General features: G+C 42.4%; 18 protein-coding genes. 11 read left to right on the top strand and 7 right to left on the bottom strand.

Going from position 1 to position 21,669, the window contains the following annotated elements:
- From WN50_RS20290 to WN50_RS31075, 4 genes are all read left to right on the top strand, one after another.
- On the top strand, positions 1-1,108 hold a 1,108-nt coding region (locus tag WN50_RS20290), incomplete at its 5' end, for an RNA-guided endonuclease InsQ/TnpB family protein (protein WP_049560477.1).
- 460 nt (positions 1,109-1,568) lie between these two features.
- Positions 1,569-1,898, top strand: coding sequence for a DUF2605 domain-containing protein (locus WN50_RS20285; protein WP_046280430.1), 330 nt, complete (start codon positions 1,569-1,571; stop codon positions 1,896-1,898).
- A 284-nt stretch (positions 1,899-2,182) separates the two neighbouring features.
- A complete protein-coding gene (locus WN50_RS20280; RefSeq protein WP_046280429.1) occupies positions 2,183-2,488 on the top strand; it encodes a DUF2973 domain-containing protein in 306 nt (101 codons plus the stop codon).
- Positions 2,489-2,839: 351 nt separating this feature from the next.
- Entirely contained in the window at positions 2,840-6,433 is a 3,594-nt protein-coding gene (locus WN50_RS31075; RefSeq protein WP_152964879.1) for a DUF4912 domain-containing protein, read from the top strand.
- A 224-nt stretch (positions 6,434-6,657) separates the two neighbouring features.
- On the opposite strand, the gene WN50_RS20270 is transcribed toward WN50_RS31075, so the two are convergent.
- The 4 genes from WN50_RS20270 to WN50_RS20255 all read right to left on the bottom strand — a co-directional run bounded on the left by WN50_RS20270 (position 6,658) and on the right by WN50_RS20255 (position 11,997).
- Complete coding sequence (locus WN50_RS20270) at positions 6,658-7,104, bottom strand: riboflavin biosynthesis intermediates N-glycosidase (RefSeq protein WP_046280428.1); 447 nt, start codon at positions 7,102-7,104, stop codon at positions 6,658-6,660.
- A 163-nt stretch (positions 7,105-7,267) separates the two neighbouring features.
- Positions 7,268-8,659 carry a WD40 repeat domain-containing protein gene (locus tag WN50_RS20265; RefSeq protein WP_200906325.1) on the bottom strand — a complete coding sequence of 464 codons (1,392 nt, stop codon included), beginning with the start codon at positions 8,657-8,659 and terminating at the stop codon, positions 7,268-7,270.
- Between the two features lie 107 nt (positions 8,660-8,766).
- Positions 8,767-9,324: a ferric reductase-like transmembrane domain-containing protein gene (locus tag WN50_RS20260; protein WP_046280426.1), complete on the bottom strand. Its 558-nt coding sequence runs from the start codon at positions 9,322-9,324 to the stop codon at positions 8,767-8,769.
- 546 nt (positions 9,325-9,870) lie between these two features.
- Positions 9,871-11,997 (bottom strand): DUF6851 domain-containing protein, encoded by a 2,127-nt coding sequence (locus WN50_RS20255; protein ID WP_046280432.1) that lies wholly within the window; start codon positions 11,995-11,997, stop codon positions 9,871-9,873.
- Positions 11,998-12,603: 606 nt separating this feature from the next.
- Between WN50_RS20255 and minC the strand changes: the two genes are divergently transcribed.
- From minC to WN50_RS20220, 6 genes are all read left to right on the top strand, one after another.
- Positions 12,604-13,428, top strand: a complete 825-nt coding sequence (gene minC, locus WN50_RS20245; protein ID WP_046280424.1) for a septum site-determining protein MinC — start codon at positions 12,604-12,606, stop codon at positions 13,426-13,428.
- Between the two features lie 208 nt (positions 13,429-13,636).
- Positions 13,637-14,446, top strand: a complete 810-nt coding sequence (gene minD, locus WN50_RS20240; protein ID WP_046280423.1) for a septum site-determining protein MinD — start codon at positions 13,637-13,639, stop codon at positions 14,444-14,446.
- Between the two features lie 180 nt (positions 14,447-14,626).
- Positions 14,627-14,941, top strand: coding sequence for a cell division topological specificity factor MinE (gene minE, locus WN50_RS20235; RefSeq protein ID WP_046280422.1), 315 nt, complete (start codon positions 14,627-14,629; stop codon positions 14,939-14,941).
- A gap of 192 nt (positions 14,942-15,133) precedes the next feature.
- Positions 15,134-16,582: a F0F1 ATP synthase subunit beta gene (gene atpD / locus WN50_RS20230; RefSeq protein ID WP_046280421.1), complete on the top strand. Its 1,449-nt coding sequence runs from the start codon at positions 15,134-15,136 to the stop codon at positions 16,580-16,582.
- A gap of 125 nt (positions 16,583-16,707) precedes the next feature.
- Positions 16,708-17,121: an ATP synthase F1 subunit epsilon gene (atpC, locus tag WN50_RS20225; protein ID WP_046280420.1), complete on the top strand. Its 414-nt coding sequence runs from the start codon at positions 16,708-16,710 to the stop codon at positions 17,119-17,121.
- Positions 17,122-17,209: 88 nt separating this feature from the next.
- On the top strand, positions 17,210-17,989 hold the full coding sequence (locus WN50_RS20220; RefSeq protein ID WP_046280419.1) for an HAD-IIB family hydrolase: 780 nt from the start codon (positions 17,210-17,212) through the stop codon (positions 17,987-17,989).
- 280 nt (positions 17,990-18,269) lie between these two features.
- On the opposite strand, the gene WN50_RS20215 is transcribed toward WN50_RS20220, so the two are convergent.
- Positions 18,270-18,497 carry a hypothetical protein gene (locus WN50_RS20215; protein ID WP_046282143.1) on the bottom strand — a complete coding sequence of 76 codons (228 nt, stop codon included), beginning with the start codon at positions 18,495-18,497 and terminating at the stop codon, positions 18,270-18,272.
- Complete coding sequence (locus WN50_RS20210) at positions 18,475-18,831, bottom strand: calcium-binding protein (protein ID WP_053221561.1); 357 nt, start codon at positions 18,829-18,831, stop codon at positions 18,475-18,477. Before WN50_RS20210 ends, WN50_RS20215 begins: the two co-directional genes overlap by 23 nt.
- A gap of 104 nt (positions 18,832-18,935) precedes the next feature.
- Here WN50_RS20210 and WN50_RS20205 point away from each other — a divergent pair, with 104 nt between their 5' ends.
- On the top strand, positions 18,936-20,381 hold the full coding sequence (locus WN50_RS20205) for a serine/threonine-protein kinase (RefSeq protein WP_049560471.1): 1,446 nt from the start codon (positions 18,936-18,938) through the stop codon (positions 20,379-20,381).
- 430 nt (positions 20,382-20,811) lie between these two features.
- On the opposite strand, the gene WN50_RS20200 is transcribed toward WN50_RS20205, so the two are convergent.
- A complete protein-coding gene (locus WN50_RS20200) occupies positions 20,812-21,195 on the bottom strand; it encodes an endonuclease domain-containing protein (RefSeq protein ID WP_046281489.1) in 384 nt (127 codons plus the stop codon).
- Positions 21,196-21,669 lie beyond the last annotated feature (474 nt).

Below are 21,669 nucleotides of genomic sequence, written 5' to 3'. Positions count from 1 at the left end.
GTACAAAACTGGGCAAAAAAAGCCTAGTAATGCTCAACTCCAAAAGCAGTTTATTACCCAAGCGAAGAAAACGGCAGAACGGGAATGGTTATCAGAAGTTTCTAATATCCCTTTACAACAATCCTTGAACGATCTAGAACAGGCTTATCAAAACTTTTTTAAGTCGTGTAAGGGAACGCGACTTGGGAGAAAAGTTAGACTGCCTAAGTTGAAGAAACGAAACGCCAAGCAGTCAGCCAGGTTTCGAGTTGGTGGCTTTAAACTGGATGGAGACAAAATATCTTTAGCCAAAATTGGAAATTTCAAGATAATTTGGTCAAGACCTCTACCCAGTTCACCAAGTTCAGTTACAGTCATTAAAGATGCCGCAAACCGTTATTTACTCAGCTTTGTTATTGAGGTTAATCAACAATTAATGCCCAAGTCTCCCAATAGTATAGGAATAGACTTGGGCATTAAAATGTTTGCTGTTCTGAGTTCAGGAGAGAAAATAGATGCTCCTAAACCCCTAAAAAAACGGATAAAAAGACTGCGAAAACTTAACCGCAATCTTTCTCGAAAACAGAAGGGTTCTAAGCGATACGAACGAGCGAGGGTTAGAAAAGCTAAACTCTACGCCCGAATGAAGGACACCCGCAAAGACTTTCTGCACAAGTTATCAACCCGAATAATCATCGAAAACCAAGTGATTGTTCTGGAAGATTTGAATGTGTCAGGAATGGTCAAAAATCGTAAACTTTCCAAAGCAATTAGTGATTTAGGGTGGAGACAGTTTAGAACTCTTCTTGAAGGTAAAGCCGAAAAGTATGGCCGAGAATTTCGAGTAATAAGTCGGTGGGAACCGACAACTCAAAAATGTTCGTGCTGCGGCTTTAAAGGTGGTAAATTAGATCTTTCTATTCGGGAATGGACTTGTTTGAACTGTGGTACAGTTCACGACAGAGACGGTAATGCTGCCGTCAATATTTTGGTCGCCGGGGGACACTCGGAGATTTTAAACGGATGTGGAGGCAGGCATAAGACTTCGGTCATTGAAGCAGCAGCCCGTGAAACGTCAACCCACCTAGAGAATCCTGTTCAATTATCAATATTTGATATTTTGCAATAGTCTTCTGCTGGGAATCCCCGTTGTTTACGACGGGGAGGATGTCAACTATCTGCTGATTCGACCTTCGATATTTCTCAGACCTTACCTCTTTTGGTAACTTGAAACTAATACCCTTGGGCATACGACCCTTGACCTTATCGCATAATTTCTTAAGCTCCTCTGTGAGCTTTAACCGTGCCTCATACCCCTCGTAAACACCGTCTCCACCGACGTTAGGAGTGTTACTCATTTTTTACTCAATTCCTCAACTTGTTGTGGTCTGAGTAAAAGGTGAGTCACGTAGTTATAAGGGTTTCAAGTCAGTTAACTGTACAGTGACAGTTGTAGGGGAAATTGATGAATTCCCCCTACCAGTCACCTGTCCCCTATTCCCCCTATTCTGAAAGATTTCTTAAAAGTAATGTTACAAAACTTAAAGAGTGTTAAGATAGGGTGTTAGTAAGTCGCAGAATAATGATCCATGCTCAGTCCCAATCTGCCCGAACCAGAACTCCTAAAAACCATATTGCAACCCCTGTTAGAAGACTTCCAGTATTGGTTTGAGCGATCGCGTCACCTGTTTGAAACAGAAGACATACCCTTTCTGAGTCAGAAACAGCAAATCGATTTGCTGGAGCGGGTGAAGCAAGCTCAAAAGGAAGTGACGACGGCTAAAGCCCTGTTTCAAGCCACAAATAGTCAAGTCGGTGTTGAAATGAGCGTATTGATGCCCTGGCATCAACTTCTAACAGAATGCTGGCAGGTTAGCACTCGCTTTCGCTTAGAACAGTCCAAAGGTGTAGAAAATTAGGAATAGGCGGTAAAAAGTCGTCAGATTGGTGATCTTGGACAAAAAACTGAGTAAGTGTCGCCCTCAGTGAGCAACTGTGACCCATTTAATAGTCTTATCGCTTGCTCTGTAAAATAGATGTGATCACTCCACTCCGCTATCTGCGAGTAAGAGTATGTCAAAATCTATGTAGTGCTGATGGAAGTTGACGACTGGAAAGACTGTTCTGATTTACTGATGATTATTCATTTTAAAAAATTTTTGTTACTGCTCTGTGCAAACTCATAACTTCAAAGGAGAACACGATGTTACACCTGATTTACATCCTAGCTTTTACAATCCTCGCTTTTTTGGCTGTGCGTAATTTAATTCACAGTTTGATTGTTGTTGGTATGGACTCTCAGCGTTCCCCCATGTCTAAAAATTCCTATGGTAGTAGCTCCTCCGGCTGGCTGCAAGGCGTTCCTCATCCTGAACTTTTAGATGAGTCAGGTCATGTCGTGAAAGAACCTTTGCTGGTGATGCGATCTTTATCCATACAAGAAGCTCGTAATCAACTCGATAGTTTATACCAGTCTTCTCCAAGTTCTAGCGAAGAAGCATCAGAATAAAAGTTGTAAAACTCTACTAAAATTCATTAGCGAGATGTTTCTTGAAGTTTAGGGATTTACACGATGGAATCTTCGCTCGTGTTCACTTGTGTTAGTGAGGGTTCTTGAATTGTTTAAGAAATATTAAAAGGACTTCAGACCCGAGACTCACCAACAACAGGCTCACCGCAGCGAGTCTGCACAGCGAATCTAAATAAAAGTTATCAACTCAGCACCCCAATTTACGGATTGGGGTGTATAATCATGTAGCGTCTTAGTTAAGATTCTAGAAAAATCTTTCCTAAAACCAAAAACCACTCAGATTCTTTCACGTCATTACTCCCACCCAAAACCGTTTCTCACAGAAAAACAGTGCAGCTTGACGGCTTAGACCCAATGGCGGTTATCCATCCCACCCTGAAACTAAACGCTGAGGAGATTTTACAATTTCCATTCTCCCGGCTTCCTGGCTTTGCTGAGTTATCCGATCAAACCCTCGCTTTGACTCCGCAAGCTTTCTTAGGGTTTCTTCCTTCAACTCCAGTTCCGCCAGTAGAGACAACAGTTCTTTTCACGGCGATTAGACAACAACTGACTGCAAGTTCTGCGATCGCTATCGAAACAATAGCGATGAGTCCAGAGATCCAAACTCTAATCATCTCGGAAAGCAACACTACATCTACACAGATTATTTCCCAGCAGCCAACCCCAACAACAGAGACATCACCTCAAATTGATCAAGATCCAGCAAACTCTCAGGTTTCAGAGGTGCCGGTTTTGTTGTGGGGATTAGTTCCTATTTTAATTCTGTTGGGTTTATTTTCAGCTTGGAGACTCAGAGATCGTTCCTCAAAATCTCAACCTCAGAGCGAAAACGATCGCAGTTTAGCTGTGACTCCAGAACCTGAAGATAAGACTTCAATAACTTCTGATTCTACAACAGTCCCAACGACTCCAGCTTTAGTGACTCAAGTGGGTTCTATTGAGGAAGAAATTTCGACACAGCCAACTTCAGAAATATTGACGCCAAACTCTCCAGATGAAACGCTTTCAGATGAATCTTCTTCCTTAGAACCGACAGTTGTCTCAGAAAACGAGATAGAACAGCCGATTGCTCATAATACCAGAAGAGAAGAAACAGTTCAACTGACTGACTCCGAAGCATTATTTATAAATGAGACAGAAAACATTACTCAGGAGATATCAGAAGACTATTCAAACGAAGAATCAATAATTTCTGATGTTGAGACGAGGGAAGAAATTGTTCAAGTGACTGACTCAACAGAAGTAATAGATGAAGTGATTTCGGAAGATTATTCGTTAGAATCAACAAGGGTGTCAGAGGCAGAAACTCAGGAAGAAACAGAAAATGCGCCGATAATTTCGGAAGATTATTCGATAGAATCAACAAGGGTTTCAGAGGCAGAAACTCAGGAAGAAACAGAAAATGAGCCGATAATTTCGGAAGATTATTCGATAGAATCAACAAGGGTTTCAGAGGCAGAAACTCAGGAAGAAACGGAAAATGAGCCGATAATTTCAGAAGATTATTCGATAGAAGCAACAAGGGTTTCAGAGGCAGAAACTCAGGAAGAAACGGAAAATGAGCCGATAATTTCAGAAGATTATTCATTAGAATCAACAAGGGTTTCAGAGGCAGAAACTGAGGAAGAAACAGTCAATGTAAACGAGGAAATTTCGGAAGATTACTGGTTAGAAGAAACAAGTTTGTCAGACCAAGAGGAAGATGAATCGATAGCTCATAGAAATGGAAGAGATGAAAACTCTCAACTGATTAGCTCACAACAACGAGAACTAGACGCAATTGATTCAGGAGCAACAGAATCTGTTATTGATGAAGACGAGCAACGACAACTAACCCCAAAAGTACAACAAACAATATTATCAGATTCAAAGACAGAAGAAGTCACCGCCGAAACCCAGGAACCTGAAATAGAAATCGAATTGAGAACCTCTGAACAACTCAAAGATACTTCTGCGATCGCGGAGACTGTAAACTTGTCGGAAGAAATCAAGGTTCAATCTCAAGAAGAAGAAGCCTCAGATCAAGATCTGATCATCAACCTTTCTGATGACGAAGAAATACCGACTCAGGGTTCAACAGAAGTCCAAGATGTGGCGTTAACAGAAGCCCTGGTTGCCAGTATTATAGAAGACGTTCTAGACAGGACGAGCCTATCTCAAGAAGCGGGTGAAATACAAACCGCAACAGACACCGTGATCGATCAACCTGTAGAACCGGAAAAAATAAACCCAGAAAACGACAACATCAGTGCAACAACTTCTGATACCCTAGACTCAACAGCAGATCGTTCGACGCTCATTGGTGGAGCAACAGCAGGAATGGCTTTTCCAGGAATTAACGAAAGTTCAGATTCAGCCTTAGATGACGAACAACAGATCAACCTGACAACAAAAGATACAATCAGTTTAAAAGCTGATATTCCTCAACAACAGACAGAAACATCTCAGCCAGAGATAGAGACAGTTGGCGATTTATCAGAGCAACCCAAACATTTAGAAGTTGCTTCAAGTGTCGCCGAGACGAGTGATTCCGTTGAAGTGGCTTCAGAAGAAGAATCTTCTCGATTTGATCACGAAAGCTGGATAGTTCTCGAACTGCATGATCCAGAAAACGTCCATGCTTATTGGAATGTGGTTAGTGAAGATAGACAGCAACTCCGCCAAAAAGGAGGACAACAGTTTGCACTGCGTCTGTATGATGTCACCTTTATCGATATGGATGTTCAAAAGCCTCACAGCTTACGAGAGTATGAATGTGAGGAGTCAGCCAAAGAGTTGTACATTCCTGTTCCGATGAAGGAACGCGATTATATCGTTGAAATTGGCTACGTTACAGAAGAAGGACGTTGGTTAAAGTTAATTCGTTCAACTTATATTCATTTTCCTTGGGATTTTCCCTGGCCTGAAGAACCCCCAGAACCCACTGATCAAACCGAGGTTTCTGATGAAGACGAACCCTCAGAAACAACTGATGAACAGCAACCCGAAACAAACGCAGAACAAACAGAGACTATTGCTGATGTTGAACCCCCCCAAATTCAATCAGATTTAGAAGCGATTTCAACAGAAGAAGCAACGCTGATTGAACCGCCGTCTATCTCCGTTGAAACTCCAGTATCAGAAGACAAGATTACCTTAAGCGAAACAGTTCAAGTTGCAAAGCAACAAAATCCAACCTTTCCAACAGTAAAACCCAGTGAGTCAGTTAACAAAATTGAGAAATCAGCAGTAGAAACCCCTCAGTTAGAACAAACTTCAAAAGCTGTAACCTCAGTTGAGGAGACTTCCCAAGCGGCGAATCAAATGATTGAAGAACCCTTCTCAGAGGAACGGACTCAATCAAATATTGCAGCAACTAAATTTAATTTAGGACAGTCAGAAACAAGCGAACAACTAGCAGCAGTTGATCAAGGGTTGCCGAGTTTACCGGGAGGTTATGGCGAAACAAAAATTGTTTTGTTACCCATTGATCCAAATTGGATTTATGTGTATTGGGATATTCCCAATGAAGATCGAGAAAAATTGCGCCAACAAGGGGGAAAACAACTTGCTTTCCGGGTTTGTGACGTGACAGAGATTGATCTCAATACTCAAAACCCTCATAGTGTAGAGTTTTATCAGTGCGATGAACTCGCTCGTGAGTGGCATATTCCCGTACAGATGAGCGATCGCGATTATCTAGTAGAAATTGGTTATGTGACAGCAGATGAACGCTGGTTGCTATTAGCGCGATCGCTTCATGTTCGTGTTCCCCCAATTTATCCTTCAGATCGCGAAGACTACCAACAAAGAACAGTAACATGGGAAGAAAATTTGCGGAAAAAATTTTTTTTTAACCTGAGATCTGCTGCTTCTTTGTTATCTTTTATGACAACAATAGAGATATTTCACAACCCATTCTCAAACCAGATTCCCAGTTAGAACAACTTAAAAATAGTGATCAAAGTTATGCTGTTAGCCGGATGCTGACAGCATTTTTTTGACTATTTTTTAGAGATCATAGCATGACGAGGGGAAGTTAGGACAGCTTCCTCACTAACCCCGTTCAACACAGAGAAATCTTTGTGTCTTGGTGTCTTGGTGGTGAGTTTCCTACTCAAAAAATGTCAATCATGCGCCTTTTGGGTAAAAACAACAACAATTCGTTAAGACTGACGTAAAATTTCCCGAACCGCCATTAAAATCTCACCGAGTTTATTCTTTCCACTGCCATCTTTACCACAACCCCAATAATAATCAACAGGAGAATTGTCGATAATTAATTCATCACCTGTTGATAGGAGAATTTCACGAATATCCCCATGCGTTTTAAACTTACACAAGACAACTTTCTGCATAATTTCATCTTTGACTTCTTCCCAGTCTGAACGTAGAGGATGTTCACGGCTACGTCCCATTCTAGCTGATTTTGAAGGCGTTTCAACAGTGCGAATTTTTTCAAACCAATCTGGATCTGTAGAAACAAACTTTTGGGCTTGAAAATAATGTTCATTTGTCGGCCACCACAATTCATCTAGTACAAAACCGTGATATGAAAAATTAGAAAAACAGCCGTAACGTTCCTCTTGACTACTATAAAAATAAATCGTCATAATCGCTGTATTAAGTTGATGATTCCATTTGAGCTTTTTCGATTTTATCGCATTAGAATTTGAGGATCAATAGCCCGATCCAGCCCGAAAAAATAGAAGTTCAGGCTAGATAGGGGTTTCAGCAGAAGTTATACACTTCTCAGGAAATAATCTTTAAGAAAGATTAATCCCATCCCTGAATCGGAGCAACTTCTAAGACCCCAGAAGGCTTCATCACCACTTCAAATTCAATCAAATCTTGCGGTAAAATACCCCTGTGACGTAAGCTTTCTAAAGGCGTTTCTGTGACCCAATCAGAAGCAGCAGCATTCATCGGTTGATAAGAGATGAGTCTTCCATCAGCAGTGACTTTGACGCGATAAACTAGAGTTTCATTAAACGTTATAGACTGCCAATTTTGATGAATCGCCTCGTACAACATTTGATTTAACTCTACTAACGTCTTAGAGTTTGTAATTTCCGATGCAGTCAGTTGGGGTTGTGAACTCACCTCAGCCGATAGGGTACTCTGGCGGGGTTGGAATTTTTCCAATGAAGAAATCTTCCACAACTTCACCGTTTCGTCACTACTTCCACTCGCTAAAATTTTACTATCGGGACTAAATACAACCGACCAAATCGGCTTTTTATGACCTTCCCAGTGATCAATTTCTTCACCTGTTTTCTGGTTCCAAAGTCGAATCGTTTTGTCATAACTACTACTGGCTAAAATTTTACCATCTCGACTAAAAGCTAACGACAAAACCGCTCTAGAATGTCCCTTAAGAGTATGTTTTAATTGTCGGGTATTCAGTTGCCATAATTTAATCGTTTTGTCGGTACTTGCAGTGGCTAACGTTTGACCATCAGGACTCAATACAACAGACCAAACCGCTTGAGAATGTGCAGTTAGAGTATCTAAGAGTTTTCCATCCGTTAATGACCAAATTTGAACCGATCCATTTTCACTCCCACTCACTAAAGTTTGATTGTCAGGACTAAAGACAATTGAACGAACCCAATTTGAAGTTTTGAGTGAAAAATGTTCTTTTCCAGTTGACAAATTCCACAGTTTAATGGTTTGGTCTACACTTCCACTTGCTAACCATTTTCCATCGGAACTAATCGCTAAACTTTTGACATCTTCTCCATGACCTTTTAGAGTCTGAATGAGTTCACCTGTTTCTAGGTTCCAAACTCTGATCCGATTATCCCAACCTCCACTAACAAGAATCTTGCTATCGGGACTAATGGTTAATGTTTCAATCGCATCTGTATGACCTGAAAAGCTATGAAGAAGTTGATCGGTTTTCAGGTTCCAAATTTTAATTGTACCGTCATAACTTGCACTAGCAAGGTATTGATTATTGGGAGAAATAGTGACTGCATAAACCCAAGTAGAATGTCCGATGAGTGTTTGAGAAGCGGGTAAACGTATGGCTTCTTGAGTCTGGAGTTCACTAAAAACAGAAGGTTTAAACTGAGGCTTCGGCCAACTCAAACCCAGAACAATTGTAATCGTAGAAAGAGTCAATAGTGTCGGATATTTCCAGTGGTGTTGTTGCGACTGCATCATAGTAATTTTCTCTGTGGTAAATGTGAGTAGTAATGAACAGCAAAACGAAGTTTAGAGAAGGGAAACTAATAAGATTCAGTCAAGTTTTAGCTGCTGGGTAAATCAAATCAAGAATTTTGGGGAATAGCCTTTTGATTAATAGGCTTTTTGGGTTTGTTTTTTCCTTGATTTTCCATCCACATCCGCACCAAGAATAACACTGTTGTTCCCGTCATTAAAATCATGGCAATGGGAGTGATATAAGTCCAATGACCCGACATTTTATCCCAAACGTGCCAAGTCAAAAGAAAGATGGCAAAATAGGTTAGTTGATGAATTTTCTTCCAATTTTTCTTGAGCTTTTTCACACTCCAGTCATTAGAAGTAATCGCAAGAATGGCAAAAATCGTGAAGGTTAAAACACCTTGAATGTAAATCCAAGACGTTTTTAAATCGAACAAGTCAATACTACGTTGACGAACCAATAAATACCCATGAGCGATGGCAAACCCAAACGATATAATTCCAATTAGACGTCGTTGTTTGAGGAGAATTTTAGGAATTCCGGTTTGTCGCGTTTGAGGAAAGACAATTCTCAGAATAGTTGGCGACAATGTAATCACATAGCTGATTAACGCCAAAATTCCTAAAACATGAGGGAGTGAAGGAGTATCTAAGGTAAACATAATGCTTGCGAATGAATGATTAAACAAGAACTCAATCCGGTTGACTTGTAGGGTGATAACAGTCACATTTGGAAGTATTAGGACATCAATAAATGGCTCGATGGTTAAGCAAACCCGAACAATCCTGAAACCCTTTTCTGTTCGCGTTTGTCTATTGCTAAATCAGCTTTTGCCTAACCTCAGAGAACATTTTAATTGAGTCCGACTACTTCTATAGCGCTTCGCGCTAGGCAAGAGGCAAAAGGCAAGAGGCAAAAGGAAGGAAAAAGCTCGGTATAGTTAGTAGGCTTTTGGCAATTATTTTTCCGTGCATTTGTCAATATACCAGTGCGAACTGCTATAGGTTAAACAACCAAGGGTTTAGGCTTTTCGCGCTGATTCTCTGTAAAATCATTGTACAGGAATAAACCCAAAAAAGGCACTAGCCTATGGTTCAGTTTTTAACCTATACTAAAGATTAGGGATAAACTGACTCGGAGTTTAGGAATAAACCTGAACTTTAGGCGCTTGTGACTGGGGGCTTGTAAAGAATGCCCCCCACTATAATTAGACAACAGCAACAAAATTATTAACCGTTAAACTTCCAGTGAAACCATTCAAAATAGCTAAGGTTTCATCACCCAAAACAAGCTGCGTACTGTTACCATTCAGATTGAAAGATAACTGACCGAATTCTAAACCATTCGCCAAACCGATCAAGTCCTTACCAATATTAAAGTCAGCAATCAGATCTGTTCCTTGACCAACTGCCACAACAAAAGTATCATTACCTTGACCACCCGTAACGGTATCATTGCCTAAACCGCCCGAGAGTAAATCATCGCCATGATCGCCCCAAATTTGATCGTCACCTTCATCGCCATAAAGGGCGTCATTTCCACCTTTACCGCCAATGCGATCGTTACCCAGACCGCCAGAAATGGTATCATTACCACCAACAGCCCCACCGGGAGAACGTTGGTTGCGATCGCCCCGCAAAACATCATCCCCATCACCGCCAAAGATTTGATCGTCGCCCAAACCGCCCGCAATGGTATCATTACCCGAACGACCGTATAATTTCTCATCTTCATTGGTGCCAATGAGTTCATCCCCTTCTCGGCTACCAAAAAGAATATTTTGCTCTTGTCCGCCCTCAATGTAGAATTGAGCTTGTTCAAAAACCTCCGTCGCCACGCCCTGTCCTAACGTCCGACCATTTAAGTCACCATCTTCAAAGTGAATTCCTCCATAGAGGCGAGAAATTCCCCCTTCGTCAGCCGCCTCAGAAAACGTATCCCAAGCCAGAGTCAATTCTTGTTGCGGGGTGAAGCCCGGTTCAAAACGAGACTGACCGGGTTCAAAGGTAATAGAACCGCCAAAACTATCACTTCCCGTTACCAATTCTAAAATTGTAGCGGCCGACGCACTAAAGGCACTGTGTCCAGAAGTATATTCAGCAAAGGGTGGAGAGACATCACTACCGGGTGTTTGATAAGTGGTGAAATCTGTGGCTAAAATGGTTTGAGTGCCTTGTTCTGGGCCTGCCCAAGCTTCAATAGCATAACCGCCCAATTCTTCGTTAAACTCTCCAATTAAGCCCAATTCACCCAATTCTCGCACCAAACGTACCGGGCGAGTATAGTTATAAAAAGTCTTCGTTTCCCAAGTGGCGACACCTGCATCAAAAACAGCATTTCCAAGCGTGAAGAATAACTTCGCATCTTGATCAATAGAATGATCATTTTGAGCGGAAGTATATTGTCCGAAAGTCATCCAAGTTCCAGGGGGGAAAGCCGTTCCACCGCCATTTTCCCAGAATTCAGCAATCAGTTTTTGTTCATCAGTAAGATTAGCACTGATTTCGACAACTTCTTCAGCTTGGGCGATAAATTCAGGGTTAATAATCGTTCCGACAAGATCGCGGCTAATATTAACAACAGCCCCATCCGCTAGGGTAATGGTACGCGCTTCTAAGTCTACCTCGCCTTCTACTAACAAAAACGGTTCCGGTGCTTCAGGGCGCAACTGATCACCCGAGTCTAAACCAAAGGGAGTAACTTCACCCCAATGCGGTGTTAAAAACTCTTGCAGGCGAGCATCAGGGTTATGGACAGGAATATGTTCCGGTGTCCAAGATTCTAGATCGACAACTTGTTCGGGGGTGTTAACGGGTTTATAATCTGTGGTATTGGCGTAGTCATTGAGTTGGTTAGAACCGTCTTGACGGCGAAATTCCAGTAAAGCTTCTGCTGTGACATTGCCAATTCCGGCCGGTGTTGTGGTATCGGTTGTGGTATTGTTGGGGTCAAAGCCGAGTTCTAGCATTAACCCATCAAAAATCTCGACTTGCTCCGGGAATAACTCAGTTAACACCCGATAGGCGGAATAACTCATCGCCTCTGTTTTATTTGCATCGGTGTTTTCAGCTTCCGGACGTTGGAGTTCATCTCCCAATTGAGTGGCGATCGCTGTTTCATCGTAAGCAGCCCAAGCATCAAACATCCCGGTATGAACGATACTATAAGCACGAGACGCAATAGTAGGGCCGACTTTGGTTTCGATAACGGCTTGTTGAGCGGCTTTATCCCAAAGTACAGAAATTGTGGGGGAAGGATCGTTGACCGAAACACCTTGATGTTCAGGATCAAGAATCAGATCCACAGAGTTGATTTGACTTTCTGAAGTAACCATTTTAGGATTGAGGGTGAAAAATAAAGGTAATTTTGGGGCCAAAGTGAAGTTTGGCTTCATTTTTTTGGAGGAATCCCTCACCGATAATCAGCTTCAGGTCTTCCTAACATAATGTATGTCTTAGACTTGAGAGCTTATGCAGATTTCTGCTGAAATCCTTGGAAAATCAAACCAAACTTGATTTTTTACAGATTTTGCCTAAAATCGCAGAACAGTCTGCCTACTTAAATGCAATATAGGGTGTGACTGTGGCAAGTTATGCCAATTTGCCAATTGAAGCTGAAGCAATTCCTGATACAGTTGCAAGCTGCACCTGGAGAGAACGTGCAAGATAGCGGTTTAAAAAGCAGTTTACTCCATAAGAAATTGACTTTTGGAATATTTTCTAGAAATGGTGGAGTAGATTTCAAAAAATTTACAAAACTTTGTAATCTCTCTCTAGACACAGGGCGATCCGCTTCAGGTGATCAGCAGTTAAATCTAAGGGCATAAGACTCGATCACGACCGAGGACGACCAATTCCTGTTAAAATAATCAAGCCGAAAATGTCGCTGTTGAGTGATCGGCTTTTGAACGTCTCAGTGCTAGACATAATCACGCATGATCATGCAATCTGACACCTCCTCCTCCACGACTGTTACACCTGAAGACCTACCTGCACAACCTGAAGTTGAGATCAGCCAGCAAGTTCGGTTTCAGAGTAGCGATGGACGACTGTTGTTGATTTTACCCTCGGAAATTTCTAATAAAAAAGACGAGAGTGATTTCCCCACAAGTAGCCAATGGACAGAACTCTGGCAACAGCTCAAACATAGAATAAACGGCAGTGAACACGCTTGGCAACCCGACACCGAAGTCCATCTGATCGCCGGAAATCGACTTTTAGACGTGCGTCAACTGCAAGATATCGCAGAAGCCTTAACCAACGCACAACTGCAACTGAAGCGAGTTCAAACCTCACGCCGACAAACCGCAGTCGCCGCAGCAACAGTAGGTTACTCCGTTGATCAAGACAGTGATCGAAATACACTCAATCAAACCCCGACAGACAAAGCTTCGCCCCAAGCTGATCCGCTTTACTTGCAAACGACTCTGCGTTCAGGCATGGAGGTGAAACATCCGGGTACAATTGTCATAGTCGGGGATGTCAATCCCGGAAGTACAGTAATCGCCGATGGAGATATTATGGTTTGGGGACGGTTGCGGGGTGCTGTTCATGCCGGAGCCAGTGGCAATCTCAAGAGTATGATCATGGCCTTGCAAATGGAACCCAGTTTAATTCGGATCGCCACTCAAATGGCAAGAGGCCCGGAAAAACCCCCCGCCCAATTTTATCCCGAAATTGCTTACATGGCATCTGCCGGGATTCGGATCAGTAAAGCCTCGGATTACGCTAAAGTAAAGCTTTGGCAAGTTCGTGGCGCTCAATAAGAACAACATTTTTCCCCAACTGGAAAAACCGAAGCGATCGGCAAAAGTCAAACCTCTGGCTCTTGCATTTTCAGACATTCTCAGGCATGATCCACTCAAAACATCTGAGCCGGGAAGTTTCTTCAGTATCACCCTGATCACCTAGACTGCCCACATCAGGATTATTCTTATATTCTTATATCCCTAACGGCTAACACAAAAAACGAGCATGAGTCGCATTATTGTTATTACCTCTGGAAAGGGAGGGGTGGGCAAAACTACCTCTACAGCCAACATTGGCATGGCTTTGGCACAAAAAGGACGTCAAGTGGCCGTGATTGATGCAGATTTTGGCTTGAGAAATCTAGACTTACTGTTAGGTCTAGAAAATCGGATTGTCTACACCGCTCTGGAAGTGCTATCGGGAGAATGTCGTCTCGAACAAGCCTTAGTCAAAGATAAACGACAGCCGAATTTGGTGCTGTTACCCGCCGCTCAAAACCGCATGAAAGATGCAGTTACACCCGAACAGATGAAACAATTAGTCGGGATGTTAGAAGAAAAATCCTATGACTACGTTCTGATTGACTGTCCGGCTGGAATTGAACAAGGCTTTCAAAATGCGATCTCCCCAGCCAAAGAAGCCATCATTGTCACCACCCCCGAGATTTCAGCCGTGCGAGATGCCGATCGGGTGATTGGTTTACTAGAAGCCAATAATATCAAACGCATTCGCCTCTTGATTAATCGGATTCGACCCCTGATGGTACAGTCGAACGAAATGATGTCTGTCCAGGATGTCGAAGAAATTCTCGCCATTCCCCTAGTCGGTGTCGTTCCTGACGATGAAGGCGTGATCGTTTCCACCAACAAAGGAGAACCTCTGGTACTGGCAGAAACCCCCTCACAAGCCGCGAAAGCCTTTAGCAATATTAGCCGTCGTCTAGAAGGAGAAAAAGTTGAATTTCTCGATTTTAATCCCCGCCAAGAAGGATTCCTGACTCGATTGCGCCGACTGCTGTCGTCTAAAATTCTTTAGTAGAGGCAGCTTTAGAGATCAACGTCGAGTTGTTGTTGATCACCTCTAATCACACCCAGTTCAAAGGGAAAACTTAAAAGCTGAAAGATCACCGATCACGGCTCGCCTGACATCACCCTACCCTCTGAGTGCCGCCTCTAGTCCCAACCCGCCATCGATCCCACACGAATCGAAAATCCGATGAAACTCAACGAACTCCTGGAACGGCTTTTTCCACGCGGTACTAATAGTCGCGATGATGTCAAACGTCGCCTCAAATTTGTTCTGGCTCATGATCGCGCTGATCTAACTCCCGAGCTAGTCGAAGCAATGCGTAAAGAAATTTTAGAAGTGTTATCTCGCTATGTCGAAATTGACACCGATGATTCTGAGTTTGGTTTAGAAAGCGATCAACGGGCGACAGCCTTAATTGCCAATTTACCCATTCGACGGGTAAAAAATCTTCCCTCCGCCGTCGAACAAACGCCTCCAACCTCCTACGATTCCATCCCCTAGTCCCCAGCCAACCCGAGGCGTCAACCCGTTAACAAACGCGGTGGATGCTTTGATCACTGCAATCCCAGCAAAATCTTGAATCTACAATCTCTTGATGTTCCCATCAGTGATACTCTAAAAGATGGTAATTATTCTAGATGTTAAGCTTTCCGAGAAATCGGAACGAGCTACTTGAGGAAATAGGCGCTGATCATGGTCTCCACCGAACAAAAAACAAACGTAGGTTACATTACCCAAATTATCGGTCCCGTTGTAGACGCGAAATTTCCGGCGGGTGAAATGCCCGAAATCTACAATGCTCTTACAATTACAGGCCGCAACGAAGCCGGCCAGGACGTTTCTGTTACCTGTGAAGTCCAGCAGCTCCTTGGTGATAACCAAGTCCGTACTGTTGCGATGAGTACCACCGATGGATTAGTCCGGGGGATGGAAGTTGTAGATACAGGCGCTCCGATTAGCGTTCCTGTCGGTACGGCAACATTGGGTCGTATTTTTAACGTGTTGGGTCAACCTGTTGATAACCTTGGCCCGGTTAATGCGGATACAACCTCCTCGATTCACCGCTCTGCACCCGCTTTCACTGAACTGGAAACCAAACCAGCCGTCTTTGAAACTGGCATTAAAGTGCTAGATCTCCTCGCACCCTACCGTCGCGGCGGCAAAATTGGCTTATTCGGCGGCGCAGGCGTTGGCAAAACCGTCATTATGATGGAATTGGTCAACAACATCGCTAAGGCTCACGGTGGCGTATCCGTGTTTGGTGGCGTGGGCGAACGCACCCGCGAAGGGAATGACCTCTATCAAGAAATGATCGAATCAGGGGTTATTAACGAAGAAGACCGCAGCAAATCCAAAATTGCCCTAGTTTACGGTCAAATGAACGAGCCGCCCGGAGCCAGAATGCGAGTCGGTCTGTCTGCTCTGGCTATGGCTGAATACTTCCGTGATGTCAGCAAACAAGACGTGCTGCTGTTTATCGATAATATCTTCCGCTTCGTGCAAGCAGGTTCTGAAGTATCCGCTCTACTGGGTCGGATGCCTTCTGCTGTGGGCTATCAGCCGACTTTGGGGACTGACGTGGGTGAACTGCAAGAGCGGATTACCTCGACGAAGGAAGGTTCGATTACTTCTGTTCAGGCTGTCTACGTTCCCGCAGATGACTTGACTGACCCCGCACCGGCAACCACCTTTGCTCACTTGGATGCAACCACTGTACTGTCTCGGGGATTAGCCTCTAAAGGGATTTATCCGGCGGTTGATCCGTTAGACTCAACTTCTACAATGCTACAACCGAGTATTGTGGGTGAGGAGCATTATCAAACTGCACGGGCTGTACAGGCAACTCTGCAACGCTACAAAGAATTGCAAGATATTATCGCAATTCTGGGTTTAGATGAATTGTCAGAAGAAGACCGTCTGGTTGTGGCTCGCGCTCGTAAAATTGAGCGGTTCCTGTCTCAACCTTTCTTTGTGGCTGAGGTGTTCACAGGTTCTCCTGGTCAATATGTAGAGTTAAAAGATACGCTCAAGGGTTTCCAAATGATTCTCGCTGGCGAACTAGATAACTTGCCCGAACAAGCTTTCTACATGGTTGGCGGTATCGATCAAGTGATGGCCAAAGCAGAAAAAATGAAATCCTAGAAGAGTTAAGGGCAAATGGGAATCGGAAATCAGCATGGAATTATGACCGCTTGATTTCCAGTTTCTTCTTGCTCTGTCTCTTCTTGCCGAAACATAACGAACCCCTATCTATTTAGACTTGACAAATGACACTTAACGTGCGTGTAATTGCCCCAGATAAAACCGTTTGGGACGATAAAGCTGATGAAGTGATTCTTCCTAGCACAACAGGTCAACTCGGTGTCCTCACTGGACACGCACCCATGATGACGGCTCTCGATATTGGAGTGATGCGAGTTCGTTCTAAGTCGGAATGGGTTCCGATTGCCCTGCTTGGAGGATTCGCTGAAGTTGAAGAAAATGAAGTCACTATTTTAGTCAATGGAGCCGAACGGGGTCAATCCATTGATAAAAGTCTAGCTCAGACTGCTTATACTGAAGCAAAAGCGAACTTGGAAAAAGTAGAAACCACTGGTAGCGACCAAGACAAAATCAAAGCTAAAAATGCGCTGAAACGAGCTAGAGCGCGTTTTCAAGCCGCAGGCGGAATGGTGGAATAGACCCACATCACATCAATTGAGTGATTAGTCCTTGGGAAGCTGGAGAATTGACCGAGGACTGATCATCTGCATATTATCGCTTAACGGTATGACTCTCGAACCCTTTCAAACGGCGATCGGCAAAACACAGGCTCAAAAAATCCGTCTGATCGCTAGTGATGTCGATGGAACCCTCACCCAACAAGGAAAATTTACCCCAAAATTAATCTCGGCTATCGAAACATTAACTCAAGCCGGAATTGAGCTAATCTTAATTACAGGTCGATCAGCAGGATGGGTACAAGCGTTAAACAATTATCTTCCGGTTTCCGGGGCGATCGCAGAAAATGGCGGACTGTTTTATTCGAGTAAAAATGATTCTCCTGAATTGTTGGTTTCTCTTTCTGAAATTAGTCAACATCGCCAACAATTAGCCGAAGTTTTTAACAGTTTAAAATCCCAATTTCCCCATCTCAAAGAATCAACAGATAACCGCTTTCGCCTCACCGACTGGACGTTTGATGTTGAAGGATTAAGTTCATCTCAACTGCAAATTTTAGCTGAGATTTGTCACGAAAAAGACTGGGGTTTTACCTATAGTACCGTTCAATGTCATATTAAACTCAAAAGCCAAGATAAAGCCACTGGATTACTGAAAGTTTTATCACAATATTTCCCGAAACTCTCAACCGAAAATATTTTAACTGTTGGGGATAGTCCCAACGATGAAAGCCTATTTAACCCGGACAAATTCCCGCATTCCGTCGGTGTTGCCAATATTTTACACTATACCGAATATCTCAATTATAAACCCGCTTATGTAACCACAACTGAAGAAGTAAATGGATTTTGTGAACTCGCAGAATTACTCACCAAAAATACACCCTAAAAACCCGGTAACTTTCTCGCGCATCGGGTTTTCAGACAGAGATTATATCATGTCCGACTAATCAATAATGATTCTGTAGGGGCGGGTTCTACAATATCTTTAGCACTACTCCGAGATTGAGATAAACCCGCCCCACCCCATAACAGAATTAATCAACCGGACATAATATTAGTTCCAAAAACCCGGTTTCTTGGAGGGGTTTTTAATCTTTGAGAAACCAGGTTTTCAGACAGAGATTAGTTCCAAAAACCCGGTTTCTTGCAGAGGTTTTTAAGATAAATTAGATTTCTAGAACTTCAATTAAACCAATACTATTAAATTCTGCAACCGAAGTCGTTTGTAATATCGCCAGCGTTTCACCCGTTGAAATCAAATTAATTAACAAACTACCATTATTAGCACCCGTTCCATCCACAAGCGTTACACTACCCGCAGTAATTCCATCGCTAGCATCAAAAACAATACTATAGCAGAGAAAGAGTTGATTAGGACACTGTTTTTCTGTCAAATCCTTTTATGATAAAGGTTTCAATTCTGTCTCCTGTCTCCTGTCTCCTGATTTCTGCTATATCACCTGCACTGTAATTAATAATAATATCTGTTCCCTCTCCGGGCTTGAAGACAAATTTATCATTACCATTTCCCCCAAACAAAGTATCATTCCCGCCATCTCCAAACAACCAATCATCACCCAAATTTCCAGCTAGACTATCATTTCCCTGACCGCCAAATAGACTATCATTATCATTACCCCCATCGAGAGTATCCTCAGACTGATTCCCAAAAACTAAATCTAACCCGTCGCCACCAAAAACTTGATCGCTTGTAGCTGAGGTTGACAAATTAGCATAAATTATTCAACTCTGAAACACCAAAAAAATTTGTTAAAATTCCTAGCAAAAACCGATCTAAAATAGGAAAATAGAACTGCTTGGAGTCGCCTGGGATGAGCCAATGTTTGAATCCTGACTGCTTGTTTAATAACCAGCCAAACACTCTATTTTGTCAGCGTTGTGGTGTAAAATTACTATTAGCCGAACGTTATCGAGCAGTAGAAATTATCGGTCAAGGCGGGTTTGGTCGCACCTTCAAAGCGATAGACGAGTTCAAACCCTCAAAACCCTTTTGTGTGATCAAACAGTTTTTTCCGCAAGCACAGGGAACGGAAACCGTAGAGAAAGCCAAACAACTTTTTGAACAGGAAGCAGTTCGTTTGGATGAGTTGGGAAAACACCCGCAAATTCCAGAACTTTACGCCTATTTTACCCAAGATAAACGTCAGTATTTAGTTCAAGAATATATTCAAGGGAAAAACCTGCAACAAGAGTTAGACGAGTCGGGAACCTTTAACGAGACTCAAATTTTACAACTGCTGAAAAAATTACTTCCTGTCTTATATTTTGTTCACCAAAATCAAGTGATTCATCGGGATATAAAGCCGGAAAACCTGATTTATCGAGCTTCAGATCACCAACTGTTTTTAGTCGATTTCGGAGCGGCGAAATTGGCGACTCGTACCGCCTTAGCCGTCACCGGAACAACCATCGGTTCTGCTGGATATGCGGCACCAGAACAAGCTTTAGGAAAAGCCAATTTTAGCAGTGATATTTACAGTTTGGGGGTGACTTGTATTCATCTGTTAACCCAAGTTGAACCCTTTCAATTGTACGATGTGAGCGAGGGAGAATGGGTTTGGCGAGATTATTTAACCAATCCTATTAATCAAAAATTGGGCGAAGTGTTAGATAAGATGTTACAGCAGGCGATGAAAAAACGCTATCAGTCTGTTGGGGAAATTGTGAATGCAATTTCATCTCAAGCTGCACCTTCCAAAATCCTTCGCATACCTCCGCCTCCACCACCCCCAACATCGTTAACAAAAGTAATTGCAGCGCCACCGCCACCGCCCCCAACACAGTTAATAAAAGTAGTTTCAGCTAAAGGAGTAGATTATACTTTACTCGAATATTTGTTGAGTCAAAAACAGTGGGAATATGCGGACGAAGAAACGGCTAAACGACTGCGGGAGGCTGCTGGAATAAATCGCAACTTGCACTTTTCAGAGATTGAAAAATTACCCTGCGAAGACCTTGGTATTATTAACAACCTTTGGATTAAATATAGTGATGGACGTTTTGGCTTGACTGTTCAGAAACAGATTTATCTGGATACAGGAAACAAGTTAGGAAAATACAACCAAAAAGCCTTTGAAGATTTTGGCGACAAAGTAGGATGGAGACAAAATAAACAGTGGTTATCTTATAATAATCTGAGCAATATTTCTTTTGTTCCCCAGGGACATTTCCCCCTACGGGAATGTTTATGGGAGGGAAGATTTTACGCTGATCGGTTTGGTCGATTATTTTCTCGCGTAGGAAATTGTAACCTGTAAAATACAACAATTTATCATTATTATAGATCCCCCCTGCCCCCCTTAAAAAGGGGGGTGATTTTTTGAGGTTACTGTTTGTTATTGCGAAAATAGTTGTAATTTTTAAGAGAGAACAATTGACATCATTATAGATCCCCCCTGCCTTAAAAAGGGGGGTGATTGATTGAAGTTACTGTTTCTATTCTTGCGAAAATAGTTGTAATTTTTAAGATAGAACAATTGACATCATTATAGATCCCCCCTGCCCCCCTTAAAAAGGGGGGTGATTTTTTGAAGTTATTTATTATTGCGAAAATAGTTGTAATTTTTAAGATAGAACAATTTCAGGGAATTGTCTCCCCCTTTTTTTCCATTCCGCCCTTCTTAAGGGGGGCTAGGGGGGATGAAAACCATTCCTAATACAATTCCCTTTTTTTTCATTCCCCCCTTTTTAAGGGGGGCTAGGGGGGATCAAACCCTTAATCACTTGACAAACACCCTCAAACTCAAACAAAACCTGTTGATTTGTAAAGCGAATAACCCTCAACCCATAGCCTTTTAATATAGAAGTTCTTTCGCTGTCAGAATCTTTTCCCTCCTTAGTAAAATGACTTTCGCCATCAATTTCAATCACCAGCTTGAGATGAGGACAATAAAAATCAACAATAAAATGAGCGATTGGTCGTTGTCGTAATATTCTAAATTTAAACGTTCTTAAGTATCCATACCACAGCTTTTTTTCGGCTGCGGTCATGTTTTTTCGCAGTTCTTTTGCTCTTGCTACTAAGTTGCGATCGTAGGGTAAATGAAAGTCACTGGTATTGAGTTTCGTCATTATAGATCCCCCCTGCCCCCCTTAAAAAGGGGGGTGATTTTTTAAGGTTACTGTTTGTTATTGATAAAATAGTTGTAATTTTTACGATAGAACAATTTCAGGCAATTGTCAAATGAAAGTCACTGGTATTGAGTTTCATCATTAGAGATCCCCCCTGCCCCCCTTTTTAAGGGGGGTGATTTATTGAAGTTATTTATTATTGCGAAAATAGTTTTAATTGGTAAGGTAGAGAAATTGAGCATCATTCTATATCCCCCCTGCCCCCCTTTTTAAGGGGGGTGATTTATTGAAGTTATTTATTATTGCGAAAATAGTTTTAATTGGTAAGGTAGAGAAATTGAGCATCATTCTATATCCCCCCTGCCCCCCTTTTTAAGGGGGGTGATTTATTGAAGTTATTTATTATTGCGAAAATAGTTTTAATTGGTAAGGTAGAGAAATTGAGCATCATTCTATATCCCCCCTGCCCCCCTT

The sequence above is a fragment of the Limnoraphis robusta CS-951 genome (assembly GCF_000972705.2).
The sequence above is the reverse complement of the archived record's forward strand: the minus strand, read 5'-3'. Positions and strand labels throughout refer to the sequence as shown.